Source organism: Rhizobium sp. PRIMUS64 (assembly GCF_023006465.1).
Taxonomy (GTDB): Bacteria; Pseudomonadota; Alphaproteobacteria; order Rhizobiales; family Rhizobiaceae; genus Rhizobium; species Rhizobium leguminosarum.
The window spans coordinates 1-5686 of sequence record NZ_JALBGX010000232.1 but is presented as its reverse complement, the minus strand read 5'-3'; the positions used below and the strand labels follow the sequence as shown (position 1 = coordinate 5686).

7 protein-coding genes are annotated in these 5686 nt (G+C 62.2%); 5 read left to right on the top strand and 2 right to left on the bottom strand.

The features are described from left to right. The coding region (locus MOV76_RS38140; RefSeq protein WP_247266503.1) for a PfkB family carbohydrate kinase at window positions 1-129 on the bottom strand (129 nt) is incomplete at its 3' end. Window positions 130-209: 80 nt separating this feature from the next. Beyond that, window positions 210-1436: a DNA recombination protein RmuC gene (locus tag MOV76_RS38135; RefSeq protein ID WP_247266502.1), complete on the bottom strand. Its 1227-nt coding sequence runs from the start codon at window positions 1434-1436 to the stop codon at window positions 210-212. A 205-nt stretch (window positions 1437-1641) separates the two neighbouring features. Here MOV76_RS38135 and MOV76_RS38130 point away from each other — a divergent pair, with 205 nt between their 5' ends. From MOV76_RS38130 to fmt, 5 genes are all read left to right on the top strand, one after another. After that, window positions 1642-3138, top strand: coding sequence for a globin-coupled sensor protein (locus tag MOV76_RS38130; RefSeq protein WP_247266501.1), 1497 nt, complete (start codon window positions 1642-1644; stop codon window positions 3136-3138). Between the two features lie 368 nt (window positions 3139-3506). Then, a complete protein-coding gene (gene def, locus MOV76_RS38125; protein WP_130715487.1) occupies window positions 3507-4022 on the top strand; it encodes a peptide deformylase in 516 nt (171 codons plus the stop codon). A 65-nt stretch (window positions 4023-4087) separates the two neighbouring features. Continuing rightward, entirely contained in the window at window positions 4088-4348 is a 261-nt protein-coding gene (locus MOV76_RS38120; RefSeq protein WP_018447761.1) for a FitA-like ribbon-helix-helix domain-containing protein, read from the top strand. Next, complete coding sequence (locus tag MOV76_RS38115; protein WP_027681971.1) at window positions 4345-4764, top strand: type II toxin-antitoxin system VapC family toxin; 420 nt, start codon at window positions 4345-4347, stop codon at window positions 4762-4764. Before MOV76_RS38120 ends, MOV76_RS38115 begins: the two co-directional genes overlap by 4 nt. Window positions 4765-4784: 20 nt before the next feature. Next, on the top strand, window positions 4785-5686 hold a 902-nt coding region (gene fmt / locus MOV76_RS38110), incomplete at its 3' end, for a methionyl-tRNA formyltransferase (RefSeq protein WP_247266500.1).

The following is a 5686-nucleotide window of genomic DNA, read 5'->3' as shown; positions in this document are numbered from 1 at the left end:
CGCCTGGTTGGCGCCCTTGCCGCCGGCGGCCGTGGCAAAGCCGTTGCCCGCCACCGTCTCGCCGGGCTTCGGCAGGCGCTCGGTCGTGGCGATGAGATCCATGTTGATGGACCCGAAAACTGTGATCATGAATGTGTCCCGTCTTCTGGAGCCTGCAAATGAAATCATGCTCCAACTGTTTCATGCGGGCGAGACACTGCCCGAAGCGGTCACTCCTCGTCAACCACCCGGAGCTTCAGAAGACCAGTGCGGCTTTCCACTGATTTGGCCGCGGCTTCGCTGTCGCGGGCGGGTTTTGCATCGCCGCCACCCGCCTCGAATTCCAGCGCTTCGATCTTGGCGCCGCGCCTGGTGAGCTTGTCGGCTGACGTGACCACCATGTCGATATCCTTCTGCGCCATGGCGAAATGGCCCTGCAGCTTTCGCACCCGCTCGTCGAGGCGGCTGAGATCGTCCATCAGGATCGCCACCTCGCCCTGGATCAGATGCGCCTGCGCCCGCATGCGCTGATCCTTGAGCACGGCCTGGATGACCTGGATCGACAGCATCAGCAGCGATGGCGAGACGATGACGATACGCGCGCGGTGCGCCTTCTGCACCACCGGTTCGAAGTGCTCGTGGATCTCGGCGAAGATCGATTCGGACGGCACGAAGAGAAAGGCCGTATCCTGGGTTTCGCCCTGGATCAGATATTTCTCGGAAATGTCCCTTATATGGACCTCCATGTCGCGGCGAAATTGCTGGCCGGCGATCTTGCCGGCCTCGGGGCTGCCGGCGTCGCGGATCGCGTTCCAGGCTTCCAGCGGAAATTTTGCGTCGATCACCAGCGGCGGCGCGCCGTTCGGCATGCGGATCGTGCAGTCCGGCCGCGAACCGTTGGACAGCGTCTGCTGGAAGGCGTAGGCGCCCATCGGCAGGCCGTCGGCGACGATCGTTTCCATCCTGGACTGGCCGAAGGCGCCGCGCGTCTGCTTGTTGGACAGAATGGCCTGCAGCCCGACGACATCTTTGGCGAGCGTCTGGATATTGTTCTGTGCGGCATCGATGACCGCCAGCCGCTCCTGCAGCCGCTGCAGGTTCTCATGCGTCGATTTCGTCTGCTCGGTGATTGTCGAGCTGACCCGCTGCGACATGCCGTCGAGGCGTTGGCTGATCGTCTGGTTGAGTTCGCTCTGCCGCGCGCCGAAGACCTCGGTCATGACAGCGATGCGACCCTGCATCTCCGCCTGGATCTTCAAAAGCTCTGCCATCCGCGCTTCGTTTTCCTCAGCCCGAAAGCTCGCTTCCTCCGCCTGCTCGCGGCGAAGGCTGGCACTGCGCAGGAGAAGCACGACCACCAGCAGGGCGAGGGCGGCGAGAACTCCGCCGATGAGCGCCAGCATGGCCGGGCTGATCGAGGCAAGGGAAAGGGCGAGCGATTCGGAATGGATGGTCATGCCGCGAGCATAACAGAAGAAACGGCAATATATAGATCAAAACGTGAACGGAATGGGCGGCCCCCAATATCCTCGCAAGCCATCGCTCTTCCTCGCTCGGCGAGAAGAAATCGCCGTCCGATTTAACGATTGCTCAACCATATTGGCCAAAACCTGCGCGCAGAAATTCCTTCCCGCGCGCGTCGCGCCAAGTACAGAGATCCCCATGACCGCCCAGCAGACCGACAACGCCCTCAGGCAGCGCCTCGATTTCATCGAACTGGATGAGGCAGCGCGCAAGTCGATGCGGGATCTGCGCCCGGTCATATCGGAGCTGATCGGCGGTGCCCTCGATAAATTCTACGCCAAGATCGCCAAGACCCCGGCTGTCGCAGGCTTCCTCGCCGATAAGAACCATGTCGGCCATGCCAAGAAGCGCCAGCAGGATCATTGGGCCAATCTGGCCGGCGGCGCGTTCGACGAGAGCTATGTCAACGGCGTGACCGCGGTCGGCCGGACGCACGCCCGCATCGGACTGGAGCCGCGCTGGTATATTGGCGGTTACGCCATCGTCATGTCCGAGCTCGTCAAAGGCATCATGGAGAAGCAGTGGCCGTCGATCTTTGCGCGCCGAGAGGCCAAGGCATTGGCCGAGAAGCTGTCGGCCGTCATCAAGGCCGGCATGCTCGACATGGATTATTCCATCTCGGTCTATCTCGAGACGCTCGAAGCCAAGCGCCGCGCCTTGGAAGAGGAGCGTGCCCAGGCCGAATCCGATCAGGCGATCGCGCTGGAGCAGCTGCGCCGCGGTCTGGAAGCGCTGTCGAACGGCGATCTCGAAGCCACCCTGCCGTCCGACCTGCCGGGCAATTTCCGGCAGATGGCGGAGGACTACAACCGCGCCGTCAGCGCCCTTCGCCAGTCCTTCGCCTCCGTGCGCGAGACTTCTGGCCATATCATGAGCGGCGCCGACGTCATTTCCAATGCAACCAACGATCTGGCGCTGCGCACTGCCCAGCAAGCGGCAGGAGTCGAGGAGAGTTCGGCTGCCCTGCAGCAGCTGTCCGTCAGCGTCGGCCAGACGGCGGCCAATGCCGAGAAGGCTTCGGCCGCCGTGCGCGAGACGCAGGAGAAGGCGAAGAACTCCGGCGAACTCGTCACCAGCGCCGTCTCGGCGATGGCCGGCATCGAGAAATCCTCGACCGGGATATCCAAGATCATCGGCGTTATCGATGAGATCGCCTTCCAGACCAATCTGCTGGCGCTGAACGCTGGCGTTGAGGCGGCGCGCGCCGGCGATGCCGGCAAGGGTTTTGCCGTCGTCGCCCAGGAAGTCCGCCAGCTCGCCCAGCGCACCGCGGAAGCGGCCAAGGAGATCAAGAACCTGATCTCCCAGAGCTCGACCCAGGTCAATCAGGGCGTCGGCATCGTCTCCAGCACCGGCGAAGCGCTGAACGACATGATCAGCCGCATCGACATCATCAACCGTTTCGTCGCCGATATCGCCGCCGCCGCCCGCGATCAGGCGACCGGCGTCAACGAGGTCAGCGTCGCCGTCCGCAACATGGGTGCGATCACCCAGCAGAATTCGGACATGGTCGAACAGTCTTCGGCGGAAACGCGCCGCCTCAAGGACGAGGTGGAAACCCTGATCGAGCTGCTGCGGCGCTTCCGCGCCCGGCCGGAAGGCCGTTCCACCGGTGCTGCCCGCCGGGCGGCCTGAGGCGAATAGAGCCTTTCCTGGTCAGATTGCAGCATTCTGCCGGAGCAGGTTTTCGTCAGGGCAGAGGCGATTGGCGACGGGCATACCTCTTGGTACGTCCGAGCCGATCGCCTCTGATCCTGGCGCAAAGATGCCCGGCCCTTCGGGTTGGCTGAAACGGGCCGGCTGATCGACCGGCCGGCTTGGCCGTAGCGCTTGGCTACGACACGCGCCGGCCGGTCGACCATCCGACTCCGTTTGAGCCAACAGAATGATTCAATCTGACCAGGAAAGGCTCTATGGCGAAATTCCAGGCGGGGATGCAAAAAAGCGTATTCCCCGCCTGCCGGATAATTCCATAGTCGGAAAAGATGGGTTATGGGAACGCCATGACCATCAAGCCACTCATCATTCTTCCCGATCCCGTTCTCCGCCAGCTGTCCAAGCCGATCGAGCGGGTGGACTCCGACCTGCAGCGTCTTGCCGACGATATGCTCGAAACCATGTACGACGCGCCGGGCATCGGCCTTGCCGCCATCCAGATCGGCGTGCCGCGTCGCATGCTCGTCATCGACATCTCGCGCGAGGGCGAGGAAAAGCAGCCGCAGGTGTTCATCAATCCTGAGATCGTCAAATCCTCCGACGAGCGCTCCGTTTATGAGGAAGGCTGTCTTTCGATTCCGGATTATTATGCCGAGGTCGAGCGCCCCGCTATCGTCTCGGTCAAATATCTCGACCTGAACGGCAAGGAACAGACCGTGGAAGCCGACGGACTGCTCGCCACCTGCCTGCAGCACGAGATCGACCACCTGAACGGCGTGCTCTTCATCGATTATATCTCGCGGCTGAAGCGGGAGATGGTCATCAAGAAATTCACCAAGGCGGCAAAGTCAAAGGCGCTCTGAGCGCTGCATTGAAAATTCACAGGCGAGGCACTATGATATCACTGATATCATAGTGGAGGTGCCGAATGGGCGACCTGCTTATTCGAGATGTTCCGGATGCAATGAAGCTGCAGCTTCAGGAAAGCGCGCAGCGCAACGGCCGCAGCCTTTCGGAAGAGGCGATCGAAATCATGCGCCGGCAGATTGCCGTGGAGCGCTCAGGAGCTTCCGCCGGGCAGCGCCTGCGCTCTCTGATGAGTGACGAAAGATTGAGCGAAGATGAAGTGGAGGCCATCGCCGCATCTCGCCACGAACGCGACCGCGAACCGCCGCGCTTCGACACATGATCGTCCTCGATACGAATGTGATTTCCGAAATGCAGGGGAGGACCCACAGCGAGCGGATACTGAGCTGGCTGGACGCCTACGACGTCGAGACGCTTTTTCTGACGACGATTGCAGTCGCCGAAATGCGTTACGGTCTTGAACTCCTTGATGATGGCAGGCGAAAGACTGCGCTGGTGTCCGACTTCAATCGGATCGAGTCGGAATTTTCGGGCCGTATCCTCGGTTTTTCCCTGAGTGCGGCGCATCGCTACGGCCTGTTGGCTGCGGAGCGCAGAAAGGCGGGACGGCCGATGGAAACGAAGGATGCTATGATTGCCGCCATCTGCCTTGCAAACGGCGCGACGCTTGCGACCCGCAACACCAGAGATTTCGAGGGGCTTGATCTCAAGCTCGTAAATCCGTTTGAAGACGGTTGATCCTCAATTGGCGAGATAAAATGTCTCTTCGCATCATCTTCATGGGAACGCCGGAGTTCTCGGTTCCGACCCTGCGCCTGCTCGTCGATGCCGGGCACAGGATCGTTGCGGTCTATACGCAGCCGCCACGGCCGGGCGGGCGGCGCGGCCTCGATCTGCAGAAATCGCCGGTGCATCAGGCGGCCGAGTTGCTGGGCCTGCCGGTCTTCACCCCGGTCAATTTCAAGGACCCCGAGGAGCGCGAGAGGTTTCGCGCTTTCAATGCCGATGTCGGCGTCGTCGTTGCCTACGGACTGTTGCTGCCGGAAGCGATTTTGAACGGCACAAGGGATGGCTGCTACAACGGCCATGCCTCGCTGCTGCCGCGCTGGCGCGGTGCTGCTCCGATCCAGCGGGCGATCATGGCCGGCGACGCAAAAACCGGCATGATGGTGATGAAGATGGACAAGGGTCTGGATACCGGCGCCGTTGCGCTGACCCGCGAGGTTGAGATCGGCCCGAACATGACGGCTGGCGAGCTGCACGACCGGCTGATGCTCGTGGGCGCCAAGGCGATGGCGGAAGCCATGGTGAAACTCGAGATGAACGACCTGCCGCTGACGCCGCAGCCGGAAGACGGCGTGCTCTATGCCGCCAAGATCGACAAGGCCGAGACGCGCATCGATTTTTCCAGGGATGCCTGGGACGTGCACAATCACATCCGCGGCCTGGCGCCGTTTCCGGGGGCCTGGTTCGAGCTCGAAATCGGCGGCAAGCCGGAGCGGGTGAAGGTGCTGGCTTCCGAACTGGCTGAGGGGCAGGGTGCTGCCGGGCAATTGCTGACCGATGATCTCGTGGTCGCCTGCGCCTCGGGCGCGGTGCGGCTGACCAGGTTGCAGAAGGCCGGCGGCAAACCGCTGGCGGCCGCCGATTTCCTCAGGGG